23 protein-coding genes are annotated in these 21,735 nt (G+C 73.6%); 15 read left to right on the top strand and 8 right to left on the bottom strand.

Annotated features, from left to right (window positions below):
- Positions 1–7 precede the first annotated feature (7 nt).
- Genes GC092_RS07725 through GC092_RS07715 form a run of 3 tightly spaced genes read left to right on the top strand, consistent with a single transcriptional unit; the run spans position 8 to position 2,937 of the window.
- Positions 8–718 (top strand): SOS response-associated peptidase, encoded by a 711-nt coding sequence (locus GC092_RS07725; RefSeq protein WP_282977794.1) that lies wholly within the window; start codon positions 8–10, stop codon positions 716–718.
- Between the two features lie 37 nt (positions 719–755).
- Positions 756–2,036 (top strand): M18 family aminopeptidase, encoded by a 1,281-nt coding sequence (locus tag GC092_RS07720; RefSeq protein ID WP_324014768.1) that lies wholly within the window; start codon positions 756–758, stop codon positions 2,034–2,036.
- Between the two features lies 1 nt (position 2,037).
- Entirely contained in the window at positions 2,038–2,937 is a 900-nt protein-coding gene (locus GC092_RS07715; protein WP_324014766.1) for a 3-methyladenine DNA glycosylase, read from the top strand.
- Here the strand turns inward: GC092_RS07715 and GC092_RS07710 are convergent.
- A complete protein-coding gene (locus GC092_RS07710; RefSeq protein ID WP_324014764.1) occupies positions 2,928–4,283 on the bottom strand; it encodes a glycoside hydrolase family 3 N-terminal domain-containing protein in 1,356 nt (451 codons plus the stop codon). The two genes, GC092_RS07715 and GC092_RS07710, sit on opposite strands and share 10 nt — an antisense overlap.
- 173 nt (positions 4,284–4,456) lie before the next feature.
- Here GC092_RS07710 and GC092_RS07705 point away from each other — a divergent pair, with 173 nt between their 5' ends.
- The 4 genes from GC092_RS07705 (at position 4,457) to GC092_RS07690 (ending at position 9,850) form a co-directional block, all read left to right on the top strand.
- The gene (locus tag GC092_RS07705) at positions 4,457–6,091 is read left to right on the top strand and encodes an ABC transporter substrate-binding protein (RefSeq protein ID WP_324014763.1); all 1,635 of its coding nucleotides are present in this window, start codon (positions 4,457–4,459) and stop codon (positions 6,089–6,091) included.
- Positions 6,092–6,157: 66 nt separating this feature from the next.
- Positions 6,158–7,240: an ABC transporter permease gene (locus GC092_RS07700; protein WP_282977801.1), complete on the top strand. Its 1,083-nt coding sequence runs from the start codon at positions 6,158–6,160 to the stop codon at positions 7,238–7,240.
- Position 7,241: 1 nt separating this feature from the next.
- On the top strand, positions 7,242–8,204 hold the full coding sequence (locus GC092_RS07695; protein WP_324014760.1) for an ABC transporter permease: 963 nt from the start codon (positions 7,242–7,244) through the stop codon (positions 8,202–8,204).
- Positions 8,201–9,850, top strand: a complete 1,650-nt coding sequence (locus GC092_RS07690; RefSeq protein ID WP_324014759.1) for an ABC transporter ATP-binding protein — start codon at positions 8,201–8,203, stop codon at positions 9,848–9,850. Before GC092_RS07695 ends, GC092_RS07690 begins: the two co-directional genes overlap by 4 nt.
- Positions 9,851–9,889: 39 nt before the next feature.
- On the opposite strand, the gene moaA is transcribed toward GC092_RS07690, so the two are convergent.
- Entirely contained in the window at positions 9,890–10,906 is a 1,017-nt protein-coding gene (gene moaA / locus GC092_RS07685) for a GTP 3',8-cyclase MoaA (RefSeq protein ID WP_282977804.1), read from the bottom strand.
- Positions 10,907–10,953: 47 nt separating this feature from the next.
- Entirely contained in the window at positions 10,954–12,093 is a 1,140-nt protein-coding gene (locus GC092_RS07680; protein WP_324014757.1) for an ATP-binding cassette domain-containing protein, read from the bottom strand.
- Between the two features lie 135 nt (positions 12,094–12,228).
- Between GC092_RS07680 and GC092_RS07675 the strand changes: the two genes are divergently transcribed.
- Genes GC092_RS07675 through GC092_RS07660 form a run of 4 tightly spaced genes read left to right on the top strand, consistent with a single transcriptional unit; the run spans position 12,229 to position 15,318 of the window.
- Positions 12,229–13,374 (top strand): ThiF family adenylyltransferase, encoded by a 1,146-nt coding sequence (locus tag GC092_RS07675; protein ID WP_324014755.1) that lies wholly within the window; start codon positions 12,229–12,231, stop codon positions 13,372–13,374.
- On the top strand, positions 13,371–14,609 hold the full coding sequence (glp, locus tag GC092_RS07670) for a molybdopterin molybdotransferase MoeA (protein ID WP_324014753.1): 1,239 nt from the start codon (positions 13,371–13,373) through the stop codon (positions 14,607–14,609). The genes GC092_RS07675 and glp overlap by 4 nt, the downstream gene beginning before the upstream one ends.
- Positions 14,606–15,088 (top strand): cyclic pyranopterin monophosphate synthase MoaC, encoded by a 483-nt coding sequence (gene moaC, locus GC092_RS07665; RefSeq protein ID WP_271171938.1) that lies wholly within the window; start codon positions 14,606–14,608, stop codon positions 15,086–15,088. The genes glp and moaC overlap by 4 nt, the downstream gene beginning before the upstream one ends.
- The gene (locus GC092_RS07660) at positions 15,085–15,318 is read left to right on the top strand and encodes a MoaD/ThiS family protein (protein ID WP_282977811.1); all 234 of its coding nucleotides are present in this window, start codon (positions 15,085–15,087) and stop codon (positions 15,316–15,318) included. The genes moaC and GC092_RS07660 overlap by 4 nt, the downstream gene beginning before the upstream one ends.
- Positions 15,319–15,321: 3 nt before the next feature.
- Here the strand turns inward: GC092_RS07660 and GC092_RS07655 are convergent, their stop codons facing one another.
- Together GC092_RS07655 and GC092_RS07650 are read right to left on the bottom strand one after the other, a co-directional pair.
- Positions 15,322–15,759, bottom strand: a complete 438-nt coding sequence (locus GC092_RS07655) for a molybdenum cofactor biosynthesis protein MoaE (RefSeq protein WP_324014752.1) — start codon at positions 15,757–15,759, stop codon at positions 15,322–15,324.
- Complete coding sequence (locus GC092_RS07650; RefSeq protein WP_271171941.1) at positions 15,756–16,250, bottom strand: MogA/MoaB family molybdenum cofactor biosynthesis protein; 495 nt, start codon at positions 16,248–16,250, stop codon at positions 15,756–15,758. The genes GC092_RS07655 and GC092_RS07650 overlap by 4 nt, the downstream gene beginning before the upstream one ends.
- Before the next feature lie 47 nt (positions 16,251–16,297).
- Here GC092_RS07650 and GC092_RS07645 point away from each other — a divergent pair, with 47 nt between their 5' ends.
- The 4 genes from GC092_RS07645 to GC092_RS07630 are packed head-to-tail and all read left to right on the top strand — an operon-like array spanning position 16,298 to position 20,115.
- A complete protein-coding gene (locus GC092_RS07645; RefSeq protein ID WP_416383299.1) occupies positions 16,298–17,020 on the top strand; it encodes an NUDIX hydrolase in 723 nt (240 codons plus the stop codon).
- A 25-nt stretch (positions 17,021–17,045) separates the two neighbouring features.
- Complete coding sequence (locus GC092_RS07640) at positions 17,046–17,879, top strand: hypothetical protein (protein WP_324014750.1); 834 nt, start codon at positions 17,046–17,048, stop codon at positions 17,877–17,879.
- Positions 17,880–17,931: 52 nt separating this feature from the next.
- The gene (locus GC092_RS07635; protein ID WP_324014748.1) at positions 17,932–18,525 is read left to right on the top strand and encodes a DnaJ family domain-containing protein; all 594 of its coding nucleotides are present in this window, start codon (positions 17,932–17,934) and stop codon (positions 18,523–18,525) included.
- A gap of 30 nt (positions 18,526–18,555) precedes the next feature.
- Entirely contained in the window at positions 18,556–20,115 is a 1,560-nt protein-coding gene (locus GC092_RS07630) for a deoxyguanosinetriphosphate triphosphohydrolase family protein (RefSeq protein ID WP_324014745.1), read from the top strand.
- Here the strand turns inward: GC092_RS07630 and GC092_RS07625 are convergent.
- From GC092_RS07625 to GC092_RS07615, 3 genes are all read right to left on the bottom strand, one after another.
- Positions 20,069–20,476: a ribosomal maturation YjgA family protein gene (locus GC092_RS07625; RefSeq protein WP_324014744.1), complete on the bottom strand. Its 408-nt coding sequence runs from the start codon at positions 20,474–20,476 to the stop codon at positions 20,069–20,071. The genes GC092_RS07630 and GC092_RS07625 overlap by 47 nt on opposite strands.
- Entirely contained in the window at positions 20,473–21,120 is a 648-nt protein-coding gene (locus GC092_RS07620; protein ID WP_324014742.1) for an SDR family oxidoreductase, read from the bottom strand. Before GC092_RS07620 ends, GC092_RS07625 begins: the two co-directional genes overlap by 4 nt.
- A gap of 108 nt (positions 21,121–21,228) precedes the next feature.
- Complete coding sequence (locus tag GC092_RS07615; protein ID WP_324014740.1) at positions 21,229–21,675, bottom strand: hypothetical protein; 447 nt, start codon at positions 21,673–21,675, stop codon at positions 21,229–21,231.
- Between the last annotated feature and the right edge of the window lie 60 nt (positions 21,676–21,735).

The raw sequence follows: 21,735 nt of genomic DNA, 5'->3' as shown, positions 1-21,735 counted from the left end.
TGCCAGCGTGTGCGGACGCTTCGTGGTGGCCCGGGTGGGCTCGGAACTGGTCGGCCAGCTGCGCGTGGACCTCGTGTCCGACGACCTGCCGGCGCCCTCCTTCAACGTGGCGCCCACGGCGCGCGCCGCGATCGTCCTCGACTCCGCGAAGACCGACCCGCCGACGCGGAGACTCGAGCCGGCGCGCTGGGGCCTCGTGCCCTCCTGGGCCAAGGACCCGTCGATCGGCTCGCGCGCCTTCAACGCGCGCGCCGAGGAGCTCGAGGAGAAGCGGATGTTCGCTCCCGCGCTCCAGAAGCGGCGCGCGGTCGTCCCGGTGAGCGGCTACTACGAGTGGCAGGTCACGGAGGACGGCAAGATCCCGCTCTTCATCCACCCGTCGGACGATGAAGCTCTGCTGCTCGCCGGCCTCTACGAGTGGTGGAAGGATCCGTCGAAGGCGGACGACGACCCCGCCCGCTGGATGCTGAGCTTCACGATCCTCACGCGCGACGCGATCGGCCAGCTCGGCTCCGTCCACCAGCGGATGCCCGTCTTCCTCGACGCCGACCACGCCGACGCGTGGCTCGACACCGACGTGGACTACCCCCTCGACATCCTCGACGCGGCGCTCGACGACGCGCCGCGCGTCGCAGAGGGGCTCTCCTTCCACCGCGTGAGCGCGGCCGTGGGCAACGTGCGCAACGACTCGCCCGAGCTCATCGAGCCGGTCGACTGACGACCGCCGGCGTCGAACCGGTCGATACCCTGGAGGGATGACCGTCCCCGCCGCCGCACGCGCCCACATCGAGGATCTCGCCGCCTTCGTCACGGCTTCGCCGTCGTCGTATCACGCCGCCGAGGAGATCGCCCGCCGCCTCGTCGCGAGCGGGTTCGCTCGACTCGCGGAGACGGATGCGTGGGACATCGCGCCCGGCGGGCGGTATGTCGTCGTGCGGGACGGCTCCGCGATCGCGTTCGCGGTGCCCGAGGCCGCCGGCGCCACGACGCCGTTCGCGATCGTGGGCGCCCACACGGACTCCCCCGGCTTCAAGCTCAAGCCGAAGCCCACGACCTTCGGACCGGGCGGATGGTGGCAGCTCGGCGTCGAGGTCTACGGCGGGCCGCTCCTCAACTCCTGGCTCGACCGCGAGCTCGAGCTCGCGGGGCGGGTCGTGACGTCGGATGGCGACGAGCACCTCGTGCGCACCGGCGCGCTCCTGCGCATCCCCCAGCTGGCCGTGCACCTCGACCGCTCGGTGAACGATGGCCTCGCCCTCGACAAGCAGCGCCACACCCAGCCCGTGTGGGGCTTAGGCGACCGCGAGAGCGCCGACATCCTCGCAGCGCTCGCGTCGCTCGCCGGCACGGCGCCCGACCGCATCGACGGGTACGACCTCGTCGTCGCCGACACCCAGGAGCCGCGCGTGTTCGGCGCCGACGGCCGGCTGTTCGCGTCGGGCCGTCTCGACAACCTGCTCTCGGCGCACGCCGCCCTCACGGCCATCCGCGACGCCCGCCCCGTCTCCGCGATCGCGATGCTCGCCGCGTTCGACCACGAGGAGATCGGCAGCGCCTCCCGCTCGGGAGCGGCCGGCCCGTTCCACGAGGAGGTCCTCGTGCGCATCTCGACCGCGCTCGGAGCCGGCCCCGAGGAGAGGGCGCGCGCCTACGCGGCGTCGCTGCACGTGTCGAGCGACGTGGGTCACGCCGTGCACCCCAACTACGCCGAGCGCCACGACCCCGCGAACCAGCCCGTGGTCGGCGGCGGCCCCATCCTGAAGATCAACGCGAACCAGCGCTACGCGACCGACGCGCACGGCGCCGCGGCCTGGGCGGCCGCGTGCCGCACCGCGGGCATCCCGACGCAGGAGTTCGTCTCGAACAACGCCATCCCCTGCGGCTCGACCATCGGGCCCATCTCGGCGACCCGACTGGGCATCCGCACGGTCGACGTCGGCGTGCCCATCCTCTCGATGCACTCGGCCCGCGAGCTCGCCGCGGTCGTCGACCCCTGGTACCTCTCCCGCGGCATGGCCGCCGTCCTCGCGCGCTGACATGCCCGCCGTCGCGACCGCCGCTCCCGCGCGCCTCTCGCGCGCGCAGTGGCGCGCGCGAGAGGAGGCGCATCGGGAGCGCGCCGATGCCCTCACCGCCGCGCACCGCCAGCGCGCGATCCGCGGAGAGAAGCACCCCGTGTGGGACTTCCTCTTCACGTACTACTCGTACAAGCCCGCTGTGCTGAGGCGCTGGCACCCCGGCGCGGGTGTCGAGCTCGACGACGCGGCCGCCGACGAGCGCGCGCAGTGGCGCTGGTACGCCGCGGGGGCGCATCCGGGCGGGCTCGTCGTCGACCGCGCGGGGTTCGAGGCGGCCAAGCCCCAGCTCGTCGGGCTCATCGACGCGATCCTGCGCCGCACCGCGGCACGCCCGGGGCAGTTCGGCTGCTTCGGCCTCCACGAGTGGGCGATGGTCTACCGGCAGGGTGCGCACCGGCATCCGCAGCCCCTCCGGCTCGGCCAGGACGGCACCGACGCCGTCGTCGACGCGCACGAGCTGCGCTGCACGCACTTCGACGCGTTCCGGTTCTTCACTCCCGAGGCCGTTCCGCGCAACCGCGAGGCCCTCACGCGCGACGGGCAGCCCGAGCGCGAGCAGCCCGGCTGCCTGCACGCGGGGATGGACGTCTACAAGTGGGCGATCAAGCTCGGCCCGCTCGTGCCCGGCGAGCTCCTGCTCGACGCCTTCGAGCTCGCCAGAGACATCCGGCGTCTCGACATGGAGGCGTCGCCGTACGACCTCGCGGACTGGGGCTTCGAGCCCGTGCCGATCGAGACGCCCGAGGGCAAGGCGGAGTACGTGCGACGCCAGCGCGCGTTCGCGGAGCGCGGGAACGCGCTGCGCCGCCGGATCCTGGAGGCGTGGCAGGGCGCGCCTGCGTCATCCGATCAGCTCTGAGGCGCCGCGCACTCCCCCTCGCACGGCAGGAACGACCGCCCGGAGCCGGCGACCTGCAGGCGCAGCGCGACGACGCGCGTGGCCGCCTCGGCGAGCCGCTCCTCGGGGAGCGTTCCCGCCGCGACCGCCGCGGCGATGCCCGCAGCCATGTCCGGAGCGGTCTGCGCGTTCGAGCTCGCGACGCTGAGGACGAGGTCGGCCCCGGCGGAGATCGCCGTGACCGCGTTCTGCACGGGGTCCTGGTACGCGGGGACGCGGCTCTGGACGAGCATCCCCAGGTCATCGGTCACCGCGACGCCCTCGAAGCCGAGCTCCTCGCGGAGGATGCGGTACCACTCCGGCGAGAGCGACGCGGGCGCCGCGTCGATCGCCGTGTAGGCGAGATGCCCGGTCATCACGAGCGGCACCTGCGCCGAGATGCCCGCGGAGAACGGACGCGCGTCGCGCGAGCGCCACTGCGACAGCGTCGTGTCGGTCGTGGGGATGGTGAAGTGCGAGTCCTCGCGGACGGCCCCGTGACCCGGGAAGTGCTTGAGCGCCGAGAGCGCATACGGGGCCTCGCCCGTCACCGCAGCGGCCACACGCGAGGTCGCGTCGCTCGGCGTCTCGCCGAGCACACGGCGCCAGATGAACGACCCCGTGTCGGACGTCGTGTCGGCGACGATGCCGAAGTTCACGCCGATGCCGGCACGCGCCACGAGGGCGCCTCGCGTCGCGAACGCGTCCTCGGTCGCGCCCGGCGACTCGTCGCGCAGCGCCCGCGCGGAGTCGGCGCGATCCCAGTAGAGCCGCGACACGGAGCCGCCCTCCTGGTCGACGGCGATGAGCGGCGGCAGAGCGGGGTCGACGACCATGGCGTCGGTGAGCGAGCGGACCTGCTCCTCCCAGCCGACGTTCGCGCCCATGAGCAGGAACCCGCCGAGATCGCTGTCGGCGAGATAGGCGCGCACGGTGTCGGCGTCGCGCGAGGGGATGTGCCCCATCACCACCGTGCCGGCGCGCTGCTCGGGGGTCATGTCCGCGACGATCTGCGCCGCTCGCTGCGTGTACGCGTCGGCATCGGCCGCCTCGACGCGGACGGTCTGCTCCGCGGGCGGCTCCGGTGCCTCGGTGGGCGCTTCGCTCGGGCTCTCCGAGGGCGCGGGGGTCGCGCCCTCCTCGGCGGGCGCGTCGGTTTCCGACGGCGCCGCGGTGCCGTTCGGCGACGCCGTCGGCGTCGGCGTCGGCGCGGTCGAGGGCGCTGCGGTCGCGGGCGCCGCGCCGAGCAGGATCGCGGTGAGGGCGATGGCGGCCGCCGCTCTCGTGAGCCCCTGAATCCCGCCGCGCCCGCCGTGTGCCATCCCCATAGCGCAATGCTAAGCCGGGCCGCGGTTTGTGACGGTCTTGTAAACACCCGCGGCGGCTCACTTCCCAGGTCCCGGCGCTGTGAAAACCCTGTGCGAGGATTCTCGGGTCAGCGCCGACGAACCCGTTCGGCGCTCCTTTCGATGTGCGAAGCATCAGGAAAGAGGAAAGTTCCATGACGACTGTCCACAACGGCGTCCGACGTCGAGCCTGGATCACGGCGGTCCCCGCCGTCGCGGCGATCGCCCTCGCGGGCTGCGCGGGCGGCCAGGGCGGCGGCGGCGAGGAGCCCGCAGCGGGCGAGAACCAGATCCTCGTCGGCACGACCGACAAGGTCACGACGCTCGACCCGGCAGGCTCCTACGACAACGGGTCGCTCGCGGTCCAGACGCAGGTGTTCCCGTACCTCGTGAACACCGCACCCGGCAGCACGGAGGTCGTGCCCGACCTCGCCGAGAGCGCCGAGTTCACGTCGCCGACGCAGTACACGGTGACCCTGCCCGAGGGCCTCGAGTTCGCCAACGGCAACCCGCTCACCTCGAGCGACGTGAAGTTCTCGTTCGAGCGCCAGATCGCGATCGCCGACCCGAACGGCGCCTCGTCGCTGCTGTACAACCTGGAGTCGATCGACACCCCCGACGAGACGACCGTGGTCTTCAACCTGAAGACCGAAAACGACCAGGTGTTCCCGTACATCCTCACGAGCTTCCCCGGCGCGATCGTCGACGAGGACGTCTTCGCCGCCGACGCGCTCACGCCCGACGAGGACATCGTCGAGGCCGAGGCGTTCGCGGGACCGTACTCGATCACGTCCTACACGTTCAACGAGATCATCGAGTTCACGCCGAACGAGGCCTACCAGGGCCTCATCGACGCGCCCGCGAACGACGGCGTCATCCTGAACTACTACGCCGAGTCGTCGAACCTCAAGCTCGCGGTGCAGCAGGGCGATGTGGACGTGGCGTACCGCAGCCTGTCCCCCGCCGACGTCGCCGATCTCTCGGGCGACGACGCGCTCACGGTCCACGAGGGCCCGGGCGGCGAGATCCGCTACATCGTGTTCAACTTCCACACGCAGCCCTACGGCTCGGAGACGGAGGACGCCGACGAGGCCAAGGCGCTCGCCGTGCGGCAGGCGGTCGCGTCGCTCATCGACCGCGACGAGCTGAGCGAGCAGGTCTACAACGGCACGTACACGCCCCTCTACTCGTACGTTCCCGAGGGATTCATCGGCGCGACCGAGGTCCTGAAGGACCTCTACGGCGACGGCGACGGCGGCCCCGACGCGGCGAGCGCCGAGCAGATCCTCTCCGACGCGGGGGTGGAGACGCCCGTCGCGCTGAGCCTGCAGTACAGCCCCGATCACTACGGGCCGAACTCGGGCGACGAGTACGCCCTCATCGAGAAGCAGCTCGAGGCGGACGGCCTCTTCGACGTCTCGCTGAACTCGACCGAGTGGACGCAGTACTCGGAGGACCGCGTCGCCGACGTGTACCCCGCGTACCAGCTCGGATGGTTCCCCGACTACTCGGACGCCGACAACTACCTCACGCCGTTCTTCCTCACGGAGAACTTCCTCGTGAACCACTACGAGAACCCCGAGGTCAACGACCTCATCCTCCAGCAGGCCGTCACGCCCGACGAGGGCGAGCGCACGGCGCTCATCGAGCAGATCCAGGCGATGGTCGCCGAGGATCTCTCGACCGTGCCGTACCTCCAGGGCGCGCAGACCCTCGTCAGCGCGTCCGACATCGAGGGCGTGCTCCTCGACGCCTCGTTCAAGCTGCGCTTCGCACCCCTGACGCGCTGATCGCCGAGGAGAGGGCGGGCCGGACGACCTCCGGCCCGCCCTCTCCGGCATGATGGAGAACCTCCTGTGACCGACACCCTCACTCCGCCGGAGGCGACCACAGCGTCGCTCGTCCGGCGTGCGAGCGGAGGGCACGGCCTCTGGCGCTACGTGCTCGTCCGCTTCCTGCTCATCTTCCCGACCGTCCTCATCCTCGTGACGACCGTGTTCGTGCTCATGCGCGCGACCGGCGATCCGATCACCGCCGCGCTCGGCGGCCAGCTCACGCCCGCGCAGCTCCAGGAGCGCATCGAGGCGGCCGGCTACGACCGGCCCATCCTCGTGCAGTACCTCGAGTACCTCGGCCGCATCGCGGTGGGCGACTTCGGCACGACGCTCGACAACCAGCCCGTCGGCGACGTGCTGCTCCGCTACGGCGGCGCGACGCTCGAGCTCGCGGTCTATGCGCTCATCGTGGCGTTCGCGGTCGGCATCCCGCTCGGCATGATCGCGGCGGCCGTCCGCGACCGCTGGGGCGACGCCGTGCTGCGCGTGTTCGCGATCCTCTGCTACGCGACGCCCGTGTTCTTCGCGGGGATCCTGCTCAAGCTCGTCTTCTCCGTCTGGCTCGGCGTCCTGCCGACCTCGGGTCGCGCGTCCCCGCGCGTGGAGATCGGGCTCAACCGCCTCGACGGCGCGACCGGGATCTACACGATCGACGCCATCCGCAGCGGCAACCCCGCCTACATCTCCGACGTGCTCTCGCACGCGGTGCTGCCGGGCCTGGCGCTCGGGCTCCTCACCGCGGGCGTGTTCCTCCGCCTCGTGCGGACGAACGTCATCGGCACGCTGTCGATGCCGTACATCGACGCTGCGCGCTCCCGCGGCGTCCGCGAGCGGCGCCTCGTCGCGACGCACGCGTATCGTCCTGCGCTCATCCCGATCGTGACGGTCATCGGCCTCCAGATCGCGATGCTCCTCGGCGGCGCCGTGCTCACCGAGACGACGTTCGAGTGGACGGGCCTGGGCTTCCAGCTCGCCGAGTTCCTCCGGGCACGCGACTTCGTCGCGGTGCAGGGCATCGTCGCCCTGCTGGCCGTCATCGTCGCGCTGTCCAACTTCATCGTCGACATCATCGCGGCGTTCATCGACCCGAGGGTGAGGTACTGACATGGCGAAGGAATCCCTCTTCGCGCGTCTCCCCGTCGTCCGCTCGTACCGGCAGTCGGTGGGTCTCCAGCGGGGCATGCTCACCGCGGGCCTCGCGATCTGCGCGCTGTTCCTCCTCACGGCGATCCTCGCGCCGGTGCTCGCCCCGTACGGCTTCTCGCAGCTGTCGGATGCCGACGGCACCTTCGGCGCGCGACAGGCGCCGAGCGCGGAGCACGTCCTCGGAACGACCGCCGGCGGCTTCGATGTGCTGTCCCGCGTCATCTGGGGCACGCAGACCGCGCTGTTCGCGATCGTCGTCTCGGTCGCGATGTCGATCTTCATCGGCATCCTGCTCGGCGTGGTCTCCGGCTATCTCGGCGGCTGGCTCGACCGCGTGCTCGTCGTGATCTGCGACGCGATCTACGCGTTCCCCACGCTCCTGCTCGCGATCGTCGCGGCGATCGTCATCTCGGGCGGTCAGTCGAGCCTCGTCGGCGGCGTCTTCGCCGCCGCCATCTCGATCACGGTCGTGTTCATCCCGCAGTACTTCCGCGTCGTCCGAGCGGAGACCGTGCGCATCAAGTCGGAGGCGTTCGTCGAGTCGGCGAAGGTCATCGGCGCGTCGCCGTGGCGGATCATGATGCGCCACGTGCTGCGCAACGCGACCCGCACGCTGCCGCTCATCTTCACGCTCAACGCGTCGGAGGCCATCCTCACGCTCGCGGGGCTGGGCTTCCTCGGGTTCGGCATCGAGCCGACAGCGGCGGCCGAGTGGGGCTACGACCTCAACCGCTCGATCGAGGACGTCACGAGCGGCGTGTGGTGGACGTCGATCTTCCCCGGCGTCGCCATCGTGCTCGTGGTGCTCGGCATCACGCTCGTCGGCGAGAGCCTCAACGACCTCGCCGACCCGCGACTGCGCACGCGCCGTGCGGTCGCGAAGAGGGCCGCCGTGGCGGCCGAAGGAGGAGTGAGCGCATGACGCAGGAGCAGTCCGCGGTCCGCATCCAGGGTCTCGACGTCACGTTCGCGACCGATGGCGGCGACGTCCACGCGGTGCACGGCATCGACCTCGACGTCCGCTCCGGCGAGGTGCTCGCCGTCGTCGGCGAGTCGGGCAGCGGCAAGACCGTCACGGCGCGCGCGATCCTCGGGCTCCTGCCCGAGACCGCGCGCGTCGACGGCGCCGTCGTGCTGTCGGGGCAGGATGTCGTGGCGCTGTCGCCCGATCGCCTGCGCGCGGTGCGCGGCACCGAGGCGGCGATGATCTTCCAGGAGCCGATGACCGCGCTCAATCCCGTCTTCACGGTGGGATGGCAGATCGCCGAGGGCATCAGGGCCCACGAGCGCATCGGGAAGAAGGAGGCGCGCGAGCGAGCCGTCGAGATCCTGCGCAAGGTCGGCATCCCCGACCCCGAGCGCCGCGTCGACGACTACCCTCACCAGTTCTCGGGCGGGCAGAAGCAGCGCATCGTGATCGCGCAGGCCCTCGTCCTGGGCCCGAAGGTGATCATCGCCGACGAGCCGACGACGGCTCTCGACGTGACCGTGCAGGCCGAGATCCTCGACCTCCTGCGCCGGGCCCGCGACGAGTTCGGCACCGCGATCGTCCTCATCACCCACAACATGGGGGTCGTGGCTGATCTCGCCGACCGGGTCGCCGTCATGTACCGCGGCGACATCGTCGAGACCGCGCGCGCGGTCGACCTGTTCGCCCGCCCTCAGCACGCGTACACGCAGCGCCTGCTCGCGGCCGTGCCGCGCCTCGCCATCGCCGATCGCCCGTACACGGGCGACGCCGACGCCGAGCCCGTCGTCCGCGCCGAGGGACTCGAGATCGAGTACCCCGGCCGCTTCGGGGCGCGCGGCTTCCGCGCGGTCGACGGCGTGAGCTTCGACATCCGCCCGGGCGAGGTGCTCGGGCTCGTCGGGGAGTCGGGATCGGGCAAGACGACGATCGGCCGGGCGATGGCCGCGCTCGCTCCCGTCACGGGCGGCTCGCTGCGCGTGCTCGGGGCGGAGCTCAACGGCATCCGCGAACGGGACTTCCGGGCGCGTCGGAGGGAGATCGGCTTCGTCTTCCAGGACCCGGCGTCGAGCTTCAACCCGCTGCTCACGATCGGCGCCTGCGTCGCCGAGCCGCTGCGCGTGCACGGCGTCGGGCAGAGCGAGGCCGACGACCGCGTCGCCGAGCTGCTCGAGGCGGTGCACCTGCCACCCGAGGTCGCACGGCGGTTCCCGCACGAGCTCTCTGGCGGCCAGCGGCAGCGCGCGAGCCTCGCGCGGGCGCTCGTGCTCGAGCCCAAGCTCGTGATCGCCGACGAGCCGACGAGCGCGCTCGACGTCTCGGTCCAGGCGCGCGTGCTCGAGCTCTTCACGGAGCTGCAGGAGCGATTCGGCTTCGCTGCCCTGTTCATCACGCACGACCTCGCCGTGGTCGACCTGCTCGCGCATCGCGTCGTCGTGCTCCACAGGGGCCGCATCGCCGAGCAGGGCCGCACCGCCGACGTGCTGGGCGCGCCGCAGGATCCGTACACCCGCCGGCTCATCGCGTCGCTGCCCGTGCCCGACCCCGTGCTGCAGGCGCAGCGGCGCGCGGAGTGGGAGCGCGTCGCGGCAGCGGGCTGACCGCTCCCGGTCGCCGGGCTCCGGCTCGGCGACCGGGACTCAGCCGCCGATCGCGTTCATCCCGCGTGCGGGCTGCAGGAACGACGGATCGTCGATCGCGTGGCCGGGCAGCTTGCGGATGATGCAGCCGCGCAGCATCGCGTCGAGGTGCTGCTCCTCGACGCCCGGCGCGTGCCCCGCGCGCAGGATCGGCAGCAGGTCGAACTCGGTCGTCGAGAAGAGGCAGTTGCGCAGCTGGCCGTCGGCCGTGAGCCGCAGCCGGTCGCAGGTGCCGCAGAACGGCGCCGTGACCGAGGCGATGACGCCGACCGAGTGCGGCCCGCCGTCGAGCAGCCAGGTCTCCGCCGGCGCGCCCCCGCGCCCGGGCACGGGTGTGAGCTCCCATCGCGCGGACAGCGCGTCGAGGATCTCCTCGCGCGTGACCATCCGCTCGCGCGACCACGTGTGGCCCGCGTCGAGCGGCATCTGCTCGATGAACCGCATCTGCGCGCCGTGGCCGACCGCGAACGCGACGAGGTCGACGAGCTCGTCGACGTTGACGTCGCGCATCGCGACGGCGTTCAGCTTGAGCGGACGCAGCGGCGACGCCGCGGCCGCCGCGATGCCCTCGAGCACGTCGCCGAGGCGATCCCGGCGCGTGAGCTCCCGGAACCGCTCGCGGTCGAGCGTGTCGATCGAGATGTTCAGGCGGCTCAGCCCCGCCGCGACGAGACCGGGCAGGAACTCCGGGAGGCGGATGCCGTTCGTCGTCATCGCGATCTGCACGGGGCCATCCGGGCCTTCGAGCCGTGCGAGCCGCCGCACGACCTCGACGATGTCGGAACGCAGCAGGGGCTCCCCGCCCGTGAGGCGGAACGTGGTGATGCCCGCGGCCGCGGCCACCGCCGCCACGCGCTCGATCTCGTCGAGGGAGAGGATGCTCGTGCGCGCGAGCCACTCGTTCCCCTGTTCGGGCATGCAGTACGTGCAGCGCAGCGAGCAGCGGTCGGTCAGCGAGATGCGCAGGTCCCGGTGGACACGGCCGTGCGTGTCGACGAGAGGCGGTGAGCTGCGCATCCGTCCAGCGTAGGCCCGCTGCGGCGTGCGGGGGCGCGCCGTAGCGGTCAAGCCGGCCGCACGCGGACGTCGGACGGGTCGACCGAGAGCCAGATCGGGTCGTCGCGCTGCAGGCGCAGCTCCGCGAGGCGGGCGGATGTCAGGTCGACCGCGATCTCGGGAGCGCTCGTGCGCACGCGGCCGCCCACGGGCAGGGGCTCGATCCGCGCGACACGCGAGAGCCAGCGGCCGGGCGACGCCGGGCTGTCCCCCGCCACGCGCACCGCGCCGGTCCAGGTGCTCTCTGCCGTGTGCTCGACGCGGACCGACCGCATCGGGAAGATCGCCGCGGCCGGGGCGCCCTCGGCGACATGCGTGCGGTGGGACGACGCGAGACGAGGCCCGGGGCCGGATTCGCGCGGCGTCCAGTGGCCGTCCGCGAACACGCCCTCGAGCCGGTTGAGTCCCGCGACCTCCGCGACGTAGGCGGTCGCGGGCGCCGCGAGCACGGCGGGGATTCGGTCCGACTGCGTCACGCGCCCCCGCTCGAGGACGACCATCCGCTGCGCGAGCGCGACGGCGTCGACGAGATCGCGCGTGACGACGAGCGCGGTCGTCAGGGTCGCCGCGAGCTGCTCGCGGAGCATCTGGCGCACGTCGTCCGCCTCGCGTGCGTCGAGCCGCGCGAGCGGGTCATCGAGGAGGAGCACCCGCGGTGCCGCCGCGAGGGCGCGCGCCACCGCGACCCGCACCCGGCCGCCGGGCGAGAGCTCGCGCGGGTGATGGTCGCCGGCTCCGGGGAGCCCGACGTGCCACAGCCACTCGTCCGCCTCCTGGCGAGCAAGACCGCGCGGGATACCCCGATGCCGAAGCCCGTCGGCGACGATGTCGCGGAGGCGGAGGTGCTCGGGCAGGTCCGGTGCGCCGGCGACGAGCGCGATGCCCCGCCGCGCGGGGCCGAGGTGCCGACGGCGGTCGATCCGGATGCCCGCATCGAGCTCGATCGAGCCGTCGGACAGGCGGATGGTCCCGGCGAGCGCGGCGAGGAGCGTCGAGGCGCCCGAGCCGCGGGGTCCCATCACCGCGACGACCTCGCCGTGGTGCAGCTCGATCCGCGCGTTGAGCGCGAGCGCGCGGCTCCGGTCGACGCGCACATCCGCGCGGAGCACGGGCGGGCTCAGCCGCAGAGCGCCGGTGTCGACCGGCACGGTGTGCGCGCCTCTGCGCATCCGGACCGATTCCCCCATGAGCCCCCTCCCCCTTCCGATCCTGCCTCGGCGATGCCCGGAAGGGAATGGATCGCCCGAGAATCGCGGGCGACGCGGACGCCGTACCCTGATCCCATGCCGTTCCCGCCGCTCGTCGAGCCCGTCCCCGCGCTGAGCGCCGCCGAGCAGCGGCGCACGGCCCGCCACCGCTCGCTCGCTGCGCTCGGCGATGACGGGCAGCGCCGGCTCGCTGCGGGGCACGTCGCGATCGTCGGCGCGGGCGGGCTGGGCTCCCCGGCCGTGCTCGCCCTCGCCGCCGCCGGTGTCGGGACGCTCACGGTGATCGACGACGACGACGTGGAGCTGACCAACCTGCAGCGGCAGGTCATCCACCGCCTCTCCGACGTCGGGGCGCCGAAGGTCGACAGCGCCGTGCGCGTCGCGGGCGAGATCGCACCGGAGGTGCGGGTGCGGGCCGTCCGGGAGCGCCTCACGGACGACAGCGCGGCGCGCCTCCTCGAGGGCGCCGACGTCGTGCTCGACGGCTCCGACCTCTTCTCGACGCGCTCGGCCGTCGCGGCGGCCTGCGCGACATCGAGCACGCCGCTCGTCTGGGGCACCGTCCAGGAGACCGACGCGCAGCTCACGGTCTTCTGGTCGCGCCCTCCCGCGGGCGTCGCACCCGTCGTGCTCGACGACCTCTACCCGGCTGATCGCGTCGGCGAGCCGCCCACGTGCGCCGCCGTGGGCGTGCTCGGGCCCCTCTGCCTGCAGCTCGGAGCCCTCATGGCGACGCAGGCGATCGCGCTCCTCGCGGGCGTCGGCAACCCGCTCGTCGGCCGCCTGCTGCTCATCGACGCGCTCGGCACGCGCTTCCGCGAGATCCCGCTGCGCGGCGCGGCGCAGTCGCGCGAGGGCGGGGCGACCAGCCGACCGCGCACGGTGACCGCGTCCGGCTCTCCCGCGCACCCGGTCGAGATCGTGCCGGTCGACGCCGCGGCTGCCGAGCTCGCGAGCCCCGCCGCTCCGATCGTGATCGACGTGCGCGAGGCCGAGGAGCTCGAGGCGGGCGTCGTGCCCGGCTCGCGCCACATCCCCCTCGCCGAGCTGCTCGACGCGCCCGAGCGCGTCGCCCGCGAGGTCGGCGACCGCCCCGTGCTCATCGTGTGCCAGATCGGGGGCCGAGCGCGGCGGGCGGCGACGGCCCTCGCACCCTTCACGCGAGCGAGGGTGCTCGATGGCGGCTACGCGGCATGGCGCGAGAGGGAGGACGCGCGGTGAGCGGCCGCCTGCGCACCGTGGAGGAGCATCTCGCGGCCATCCTCGCGGAGGTCCGCGCCCTCGACCCGGTCGAGGTCCCGCTCGCCGCAGCGGGCGGGCGCGTGCTCGCCGAGGCGCTGCGGGCGCACGTCGACATCCCGGTGTTCGACAACTCCGCGATGGACGGCTTCGCGGTCCGCTTCGACGACGTCGCCGACGCGAACCTGGAGCGCGCCGTCACCCTGCGCGTCGTCGCCGATCTGCCCGCCGGCGACCCTGCCGACCCGGCGCTCGGCGCAGGGGAGGCCATCCGCATCATGACCGGGGCGCCCGTGCCGACGGCTGCCGACGCGATCGTGCCGTTCGAGCACACGCGCGACGGCCTCGCCGCGTCGCTCGGCGAGATCGCGGTGCTCCGGGCGCCGCGCCGCCGCGGCGCTCACATCCGGCGACGGGGCGAGGACCTCCGCGCGGGCGACGAGGTGCTCCCGGCCGGGACCGTGCTCACTCCCCATGCCCTCGGCGCCGCGGCCGCCGCCGGCATCGGCGGTGCGGTGCGGGTGCACCGCCGCCCTCGAGTCGTGGTCCTCTCCACCGGCAGCGAGCTCGTGCCGGCGGGCGAGCCCCTGGCCCGCGGCCAGATCCCCGAGTCCAACTCGACCCTGCTCGCGGGGCTCGCCGCGGCGGCAGGGGCCGAGATCGTGCGCGTGGCCGTGTCGTCCGACGATGAGCAGGCGTTCGCCGAGCTCCTGCACGCGGCACACGACGCGGATGCGGTGATCACCTCCGGCGGGGTCAGCGCGGGCGCGTACGAGGTCGTGAAGAACGCGCTCGCCGGGCAGGTCGCCTTCGTCAAGGTCGCGATGCAGCCCGGCAAGCCGCAGGCCTTCGGCCGGCTCGCCGACGGCCCGCTGCTGTTCGGCCTCCCGGGCAATCCCGTGAGCGCCGCGGTGTCGTTCGAGGTGTTCGTGCGCCCCGCGCTGCGCGCGATGCAGGGCATCCGGGACACCGCTCGCCCCGTCCTCCGGCTGCCCGCCGCGGTCGGATGGCGCACGCCCGCCGGGCGACGCCAGTACCTGCCGGCGATCGTGGACACATCGGACCCCGCGCGCTGGTCGGTGCGCCCGGCCGCACCGGGCGGATCGGGCTCTCATCTCGCGGGGAGCCTCGCCGCGGCGACGGCGTACGCGGTCGTGCCCGCGGAGGTCGACGCTGTCGCGGCGGGCGACCCCGTGGATGTCATGCTGTTGTCATGACCTTCACGCACCTGGATGCCGCGGGCCACGCCCGCATGGTCGACGTCACGGCCAAGCAGCCCACGGTCCGCTCCGCGACAGCGCGCGGCTTCGTGCGCTGCGCACGCGCGACGGCCGACGCCCTGCGCGACGGCGCCGTGCCGAAGGGCGACGTCCTGGCTGTCGCGCGCATCGCGGGGATCCAGGGAGCCAAGCGCTGCGCCGAGCTCCTGCCGCTCGCGCACGTGATCGGCGTGCACGGTGCACGCGTCGACCTCGCCGTGGAGGACGAGGGCGTCGCGATCGAGGCGGAGGTCCGCACCGCCGACCGGACGGGCGTCGAGATGGAGGCCCTCACGGCCGTGACGGTGGCGGCGCTCGCTGTCGTCGACATGATCAAGGGCATCGACCGATCCGCGGCGATCGAGAGCGCGCGCATCGTCGCGAAGTCCGGCGGGCGCTCCGGCGACTGGATCCGCGACGGCGAGGCGCCGGCATGACACGTGTGCGCTACTTCGCCGCCGCCGAGGAGGCCGCGGGCGTCGCCGAGGAGGAGCGCACGGAGGCGACGCTCGACGCGCTCCGCGCGGCGCTCGTCGCCGACCACCCGGCCCTCGGGTCCGTGCTGCCGCGCTGCGCCGTCCTCGTCGACGGCGAGCGCCGCGACGACGACGCTCCGCTCGCGGGCGCTGTGCACGTGGACGTGCTGCCGCCGTTCGCGGGCGGGTGAGCCTCAGCCCCCGATGCCCTTCCAGGCGGCCGTGCCGTCGGCCTCGACCTGGCGCTTCCACACGGGGAGCTCGCGCTTGATGTCCTCGATGAGCTGACGGCACGCCGCGAACGCCTCGGCTCGGTGCGCCGACGCGGCCGCGATGACCACCGCCGCGTCGCCCACGCCCAGGCGCCCGACGCGGTGGCTCACGGCGACCGTCGCGCCGTGGTCAGCGGCGGCCCGCTCGGCGAGCGATGCGAGCACGCGCTCGGCGTCCGGATGCGCGGTGTACTCGAGCGCCACGACCGCTCCCCCGGCGTCCGGGTCGTGGTCGCGCACACGGCCGACGAACGACGTCTCCGCGCCCGCGCGCGGGTCGTCGACGGCCGCGAGGTGCGCGGCGACGTCGAGCGGCTCGGCGCTGATGCGCGCGATCGCGACCCGACCGGCGCCGGTCACGCGTGGTCTCCGCCGTCGAGCTGCGACACGACGTGCCCGGCGACCGAGAGCACGACCGGCATCCCGCTGTCCACGGCTCGCGGCGCACCGGGCAGGTTCACGACGAGCGCTGCCCCGGCGATGCCCGCGAGGCCGCGGGTCAGCATGCCGGCCGGCTTCTCCTGCGCGCCGCGACGGCGCAGCTCCTCGGCGATCCCGGGCACCTCCCGATCGAGCACCGCGCGCGTGCCCTCGGGCGTCCGATCGCGCGGCCCGACGCCCGTGCCGCCCGTCGTCACGACGAGGCGCGCGCCGTCTGCGACCGCCTGCCGCAGGGCCGCCGAGACGGAGGCCTCGCCATCCGGGACGACCCGCGCGGGCTCGCACCGCCATCCCGCGGCACGCAGGGCGTCGACGGCCCGCGGGCCCGCGGCGTCCTCGCGCTCCCCCGCCGCCGAGCGGTCGCTCACGGTCACGACGACCGCGAGCGGCGGCGTCTTCTCGTCCGACATCACAGCGACCAGCCTAGGGCGCGATGCGGCGCGATACGCTCGTGGCCATGTCGTCCGCGCACGCACAGCTCCCGGCGTCGACGGCGCGCGCGCAGCTCGAGGCGCTCGCGGCCGACCCGGCTTTCGAAGGCCCGTGGGCGCGCGAGCGGGCGCAGCTCATGGCGGGCGCCACTCGGCCCGCGGCCGTGCTCGTGCTGTTCGGCGTCCTCGACGCGCTCCCCGCATCCGCCGGGCACGATCGCTGCGCCGTCTCGAGCGACCTCGACGTGCTCCTGCTCGCGCGCGCGACCACGCTGCGCTCCCATGCAGGGCAGATCGCCTTCCCGGGCGGCCGCGTGGAGCCCGGTGACCGCGACATCGTCGCGGCCGCTCTGCGGGAAGCGCGCGAGGAGACGGGGCTCGACCCCGCCGGCGTCGACGTTCTCGGCGCGCTCCGCGAGATCCCCGTGCCGGTCTCGGGCCACCTCGTGACCCCCGTGCTCGCCTGGTGGCGGCGCCCCTCGCCGGTTCGCGCGGTCGACGCAGCCGAGTCGTCGTCCGTGTTCCGCGCTCCGGTCGCGGATCTCCTCGCGCCTGAGAACCGCCGCACCTCCGTCACCCGCCGCGGCGGCCGCGAGTGGCGCGGCCCCGCGTTCGTGCTCGCGGATCCGCGCACGCGCGAGGAGCGCATCGTGTGGGGCTTCACGGCGGGTGTGCTCGACGCGATGTTCGATCGGCTCGGCTGGACCGAGCCGTGGGACGAGGGCCGGATCATCGACGTGCCGGTGTGACCCCGCGATCGGGGAGGATGGAGCGGTGACCCTCGGACTCCTCCTCGACGTCGACGGCCCGCTCGCGAGCACCGTCACCCGCACCCTGCGCGTGCCATCGATCGCGCCCGACCTCGTCGCCCTCGCTCATGCGGGTGCGCCCGTGGTGTTCAACACCGGGCGCTCGCACGCCTTCCTCGTGGAGCGGGTCATCCCGGCGCTCGCGGATGCGGGGCTCCGCGCCGACGCCCCGGTCTGGGGCGTCGGAGAGAAGGGCGCGACGTGGTTCGCGCTCGACGCGTCCGCCGAGACGCCGCGCGCCGGGCAGGTGCACGCCGACGAGGCGCTGCGGCCGCCGCAGGAGCTGCTCGACGCCATCCGCGCGCTCGCCGAGCGCGAGCGCGACCTCATGTTCTGGGACGACACCAAGCGGACGATGATCTCCGTCGAGCAGAACGTCGACACAGCCAACGCCGACTACCTCGCGGCGCAGCCCGCGTTCGTCGCGGCCTGCCAGGCCGTGATCGACGAGCTGGGGCTCGCCTCCGACTTCCACATCGTCCCGACGATCATCTCGGTCGACATCGAGCATGTGACGGCGGGCAAGGCCCTCGGCGCCGAGCGCGCGCTCGGCCTCATCGAGGAGCGGATGGCCGCGCCGCGCCGCTGGTTCACGGCGGGAGACTCCCCGAGCGACTACGACATGGCCGCCTGGCTGCACGCGCGGGGCGACGAGGTCGTGCACCTCGACGTGCGCCCTGCGGGCGGCGTCCCCGCCGTCGGGTTCGAGGTCATCCGCGACATCCCGACCGCGGAGCGCGCCGAGGACGACCTGACCGCCGCGCACCTCACGCGCCTGCGCGGCGACCTCGGCGCCTGACGGCCCCTCTGCTCCCCGCGCGACGTAGCCTGGTGACGCGGAGGTGATGGCGATGGCAGCACGCGAGCGCGAGCAGCCCGACGACCCGCGGCTCGCGGCCGCCCAGTACCGGATCGACCGCATCCGCGAGGAGCTCGGCGAGCCGGCGGATGAGGACGAGCGCCGCAGCAGCGCGGGCTCCACGACCCCGGCCGATCGGCATGCCTACGTCGAGATGGTCATCCAGCAGGCGATGCGCCGCGGCGAGTTCGACGACCTGCCGGGAGCGGGCCGCCCGATCGAGGGACTCGGGACGTCGCACGACCCGGACTGGTGGATCCGCCGCAAGATCGAGCGCGAGGGGCTCACCGGGATCGGCCCGCCCGCTCTCCAGCTGCGCACCGAGCATGCCGCCTTGCACGAGACCCTCGACGGCTTCTCGCGCGAGGCCGACGTGCGCGCGCATCTCGACGACTTCAACCGCCGCGTCAGGCTCGCCCGCATGCAGCTGCTCGGCGGGCCTCCCGTCGTGACGCCCATGGTCGACATCGACGCCGAGGTCGCGGCGTGGGCGGAGCGCCGCGACGAGCGTCGTCGCGCCGCCGCGCGTCCGGCAGCTCCCGAGGAGCCCCCGCGCCGGGGCTTCCTCCGCCGTCGCCGCACCTGACTCCTCCTCCGGTCTCGTAGCATCGTCCCGATGACCGATGCACCTTCCGGCGGCCCCACGGCCGGCGCACACGATCCCCGCACCGCCCGGCGCGTGCCCGAGGCGCTCGACGCGTACCAGCAGCGCGAGCGGAACCCGGAGTACCGCGTCGACGTCGAGCGGATCCGCTTCTCGCCGTACTACTCGCGGCTGTCGGCCGTGACGCAGGTCATCGCGCAGGCCGGCGCCGGCCTCGCGGTGCACAACCGGCTCACGCACTCGGTCAAGGTGGCCGCCGTCGCCCGCGGCATCGCCGTGCAGCTCGCGAACGGCGAGCATGCCGCGCTCGTGGATCGGCTCGGCGGATGCGACCCCGTCGTGGTGCAGGCCGCCGCTGCGGCCCACGACCTCGGCCATCCGCCCTTCGGGCACCTCGGCGAGCAGACCCTCGACCGGCTCGCGAAGGACCGCTTCGGCCTCCGCGAGGGCTTCGAGGGCAACGCCCAGACGTTCCGCATCATCACGCGCCTCGACGAGTACGACCGCGCGGGAGCAGGGCTCAATCTCACGGCGGCCGTGCGCGCGGCCGTGCTGAAGTACCCGTGGCTGCGGGGCGAGGGCGACGACTGGTTCGGCCGCGACGAGGCTCCGCGCGGGATCACGCCCGCGAGCCCCGGCACGGGCGCGTACAAGTTCTCGGCCTTCGCGCTCGACGTGCACGAGATGCACGAGGCCCGCACGGCGTACCCCGAGATCGCACCCCTCCAGCAGACCGTCGAGTGCTCGGTCATGGACATCGCCGACGACATCGCCTACTCGCTCCACGACCTCGACGACTTCTACCGTGCCGGTCTGCTCAACCAGTCCACGATCTCGGCCGAGTTCCGGGCATGGCGCCGTGAGCGCGCCGAGCTGCACGCCGCCGAGCAGGGCGATCTCGTCCTCTCGCAGCGTGCTCCGGGCCGCGCCCTCGAGCTCCTGTGGCGCCGTCTCGCCGCGAAGGATCCGTGGATCGCCGACGAGGACGCGTTCGCGGACGCGGTCGCGCGCGTGAACGACGAGGTCATCGACGGCCTGCTCGCGGTCCCCTTCGACGGCTCGATGCTCACCGAGCGCACGCTCTCGCAGTTCACGGCCGCGTGGATCGCGCGCCTGCAGCACTCGATCGCGGTCACCGCGACCCCGCCCATCCGCTCGGGTCACGTGAGCCTCGACCGCACCGCGTGGCACGAGGTCGCTGTGCTGAAGTTCCTGCACCAGCGGTTCATCCTCGAGCGGCCCGATCTCGCGCTGTACCAGCGCGGACAGGCGAGCGTGCTCGAGCGACTCGTCGACGGCTTCGCCGCGTGGCTCGACGATCCGCGCGACGTGCGCCGGGCGCCGCGCCGTCTGCTCGATCTCGTCGATCTCGCGGCAGAGGACTACGCGCGGGTGCGCCGCGAGGCGCCGGAGCTCGCCGACGCGTCGGATGGCGCCGAGCTCCGGCGGCGCGCCACCGGGCGCGGGATCGTCGACTACGTCGCGTCGCTCACCGACGCCCAGGCCATGCACATCGACGCGCTCATCAACGGCTCCCCCGAGCGCCTGTGGGACGCCGGCCAGGGGCTCTGAGCGCCCGCAGCGCGGCGTCCGCGCCCGCGGCGATCGCGACGCCGGCCGCATACCAGGCGAGGTCTGCGGCCGAGAACACCGTGCCGAGCACGAGCAGGAGGGGCGGGAAGGCCGCGCCCCAGCGCGCGGGGAGCCCGGTCAGCTGCAGCAGCTCGACGGCCGTGCACCAGGCGAGAGCCGCTGCCGCGACGACGAGCAGGCGCGCACGGGGAGCCGCGAACGCCGCGAGCAGGTACACGAGCACCGCGTAGAGCGCGTCGCCCGCCGCGTCGGACGCCGCGGTCTCGGGCAGAGCCGTGTGCACGAGGAGCCCCGCCGCGACCGTGAGCGCCCCCACGACGGCGAGCGCGACGCGCCTCACCGCGCCGCGAGCGCCTCGTCGATGGGCGTCGCTCCGTTGCCGAACGGGATGGAGCGCCCCGCCGTCGCGTCATCGCTCAGCACGGCCGCGGCGACCGCCGCGACGTCGCCTCGCGTCACGCGCCCCGTGCCCGGCTCCGCCGTCTCGATGAGACCGGTCGGCTCGTCGAGCGTGAGGGGCCCCGGCTGGAGGATCGTGTACGCGAGCCCGCTCGCGCGCAGGTGCTCGTCGGCGGCGGCCTTCGACTCCGCATACGCGAAGAACGGCTCGTCCCGCGGCACGCCGTGATCGGGTCGTGAGCCGAGATACGACACCATGACGTAGCGGTCGACGCCCGCCGCACGTGCGGCGTCCATCGAGCGGATGGCCGCGTCGCGGTCCACCGCGTAGGTCCGGGCCGGATTCCCGCCGCCGGCTCCCGCCGACCACACGATCGCGTCGTGGCCGCGCACGAGCTGCGCGAGCGCATCGACGTCGAGCGTCTCGACGTCGGCCACGCGGGGCTCCGCGCCGGTCGCTGCGACCTCGTCGGCGTGCGCGGGATTGCGGATCACGCTCGTCACCTCGTCTCCGCGGCCCGCGAGGAGCGGCGCCAGCAGGAGCGCGACCTTGCCGTGCCCTCCGAAGATCAGGATGCGGGCCATGGGATCCCCTTCCGTTCGCGTCCTCCCACCCTACGGTCGCGCGGGGCCGCCGGCGCGGAGACGCCGAGAGCCCGTGCCGGTCGGCACGGGCTCTCGCGAAGCGGCGGCTCAGGCGCCGCAGACCTCACGAAGCTCGCCTTCAGCCTCGGTGAGCGCGGTCGACGCGGCCGTCATGTCCTCGCTCACCTTGGTCATCGCCTCGGTGTCGGTCATGTCGAGCTCGCCCATGCCCTCGATCTGCGTCGTGAGGTCGCCGAACGCGCCCGCGAACTTCTCGTAGACCGGGGCGACCTCCTCGTTGGTGACCTTCTCGCCGAGGGCCGCGACCTCGTCGTTGATGGCCGAGACCTGCTCGCTGAGCGCCTCGGTGTCGCCGCTCGTCATCGCGGTGGAGAGCTCGCTCATGCTCGACTGGAGGCTCGCGTTGCCGCCCTGGATGAGCTCGCACGCGTCGGCGACCGACTGCCCGCCGGCGCCGCAGGCGGCCAGGCCGGGAAGGAGGGCGAGCGCGGCGGCTGCGGCGAGGACGGTCTTGGTGGTGCGGCGGATGGCCATGAGTGCTCCTGTCGTCGTGTGCGGCGAGCCGCGCAGACGACACCACGCCGAGCACGATGC

Source organism: Microbacterium sp. JZ37, from assembly GCF_035188445.1.
Classification (GTDB): domain Bacteria; phylum Actinomycetota; class Actinomycetes; order Actinomycetales; family Microbacteriaceae; genus Microbacterium; species Microbacterium barkeri.
Note: the sequence above shows the minus strand (reverse complement) of the source record. Positions and strands in the feature narration are given on the sequence as shown.

Excerpts from the sequence above, each read along its gene's own strand:
- GC092_RS07720 (WP_324014768.1), top strand. The coding sequence starts at position 756 with ATGACCGTCCCCGCCGCCGCACGCGCCCACATCGAGGATCTCGCCGCC.
- GC092_RS07715 (WP_324014766.1), top strand. The coding sequence starts at position 2,038 with ATGCCCGCCGTCGCGACCGCCGCTCCCGCGCGCCTCTCGCGCGCGCAG.
- GC092_RS07710 (WP_324014764.1), bottom strand. The coding sequence starts at position 4,283 with ATGGGGATGGCACACGGCGGGCGCGGCGGGATTCAGGGGCTCACGAGA.
- GC092_RS07705 (WP_324014763.1), top strand. The coding sequence starts at position 4,457 with ATGACGACTGTCCACAACGGCGTCCGACGTCGAGCCTGGATCACGGCG.
- GC092_RS07695 (WP_324014760.1), top strand. The coding sequence starts at position 7,242 with ATGGCGAAGGAATCCCTCTTCGCGCGTCTCCCCGTCGTCCGCTCGTAC.
- GC092_RS07690 (WP_324014759.1), top strand. The coding sequence starts at position 8,201 with ATGACGCAGGAGCAGTCCGCGGTCCGCATCCAGGGTCTCGACGTCACG.
- moaA (WP_282977804.1), bottom strand. The coding sequence starts at position 10,906 with ATGCGCAGCTCACCGCCTCTCGTCGACACGCACGGCCGTGTCCACCGG.
- GC092_RS07675 (WP_324014755.1), top strand. The coding sequence starts at position 12,229 with ATGCCGTTCCCGCCGCTCGTCGAGCCCGTCCCCGCGCTGAGCGCCGCC.
- moaC (WP_271171938.1), top strand. The coding sequence starts at position 14,606 with ATGACCTTCACGCACCTGGATGCCGCGGGCCACGCCCGCATGGTCGAC.
- GC092_RS07660 (WP_282977811.1), top strand. The coding sequence starts at position 15,085 with ATGACACGTGTGCGCTACTTCGCCGCCGCCGAGGAGGCCGCGGGCGTC.
- GC092_RS07650 (WP_271171941.1), bottom strand. The coding sequence starts at position 16,250 with ATGTCGGACGAGAAGACGCCGCCGCTCGCGGTCGTCGTGACCGTGAGC.
- GC092_RS07645 (WP_416383299.1), top strand. The coding sequence starts at position 16,298 with ATGTCGTCCGCGCACGCACAGCTCCCGGCGTCGACGGCGCGCGCGCAG.
- GC092_RS07635 (WP_324014748.1), top strand. The coding sequence starts at position 17,932 with ATGGCAGCACGCGAGCGCGAGCAGCCCGACGACCCGCGGCTCGCGGCC.
- GC092_RS07630 (WP_324014745.1), top strand. The coding sequence starts at position 18,556 with ATGACCGATGCACCTTCCGGCGGCCCCACGGCCGGCGCACACGATCCC.
- GC092_RS07620 (WP_324014742.1), bottom strand. The coding sequence starts at position 21,120 with ATGGCCCGCATCCTGATCTTCGGAGGGCACGGCAAGGTCGCGCTCCTG.
- GC092_RS07615 (WP_324014740.1), bottom strand. The coding sequence starts at position 21,675 with ATGGCCATCCGCCGCACCACCAAGACCGTCCTCGCCGCAGCCGCCGCG.